This window comes from Roseateles sp. P5_E1 (assembly GCF_054049335.1).
Window position 1 is genome coordinate 1 of record NZ_JBFUMN010000203.1, and the last position, 707, is coordinate 707.

1 protein-coding gene is annotated in these 707 nt (G+C 58.4%); it reads right to left on the reverse strand.

The window, feature by feature from the left end; genetic code table 11:
* Positions 1–636, reverse strand: a 636-nt coding sequence (locus ACXJKJ_RS30610) for an RHS repeat-associated core domain-containing protein (protein WP_457395215.1), incomplete at its 3' end; no start/stop codon positions are given.
* Between the last annotated feature and the right edge of the window lie 71 nt (positions 637–707).

The window sequence follows — 707 nt, forward strand, 5'->3', positions numbered from 1 at the left end:
GCCGTCAGGGCCCTTGGCTTGTACAAACCGCCCATCTGGTGAGCCTTCAATCTTGCCACCCGGAGGTGTCGGGATGGCGTTGCCTTTCGAATCAACGTAAATGGTTCCCCGCTCGCCACCCGCGGCTTTTCCACTTGTCCCTCCTTCGCTTCCCGTCTTTGTGTCGCCCGCTATCGACCCACCGTCCTGAAGTGCAGGTTCCGGAGTAGCCGGCTCGGCCTTTTGCACCAAGCCCTTTATAGCCCCCTCCAACTTGTTGCCAAGTTCAGCACGTCGCTCCGGTGTCGTCGTCGCGTAGTACGTAGCGCCAACCACGATTGGTATGATCAGCAATGGCACCAAAGCTGCAGCGTTTCGCCCGTCCGGGTCTGTAAACCTGTATGGGTTCCCGTTTGCGTATCGGTACCGGTTGAACTGCACCACAGGCTGCTGATATGCAGACACGGGATCTACCGACAGGAAGACGCCCAACTGCGGATCCATGTAGCGCTGCTGCATGTAGCTCAGGCCGGTAGCCGGATCACTCACATGCCCGGTGTAACCAGGCCCATTAGGAACCTCGTCGCCCACGACCRCCCCATAGGCCTCGTAGTCATATCTCCTGGTCACATTTCCGCTTGCGTCAGACTCAGCCACGACCGAACCTAGAGCATCGGTATGTATATAGGTGACCGTCTGGGCGCTAGCAGGCCAAATCGATGACAGGA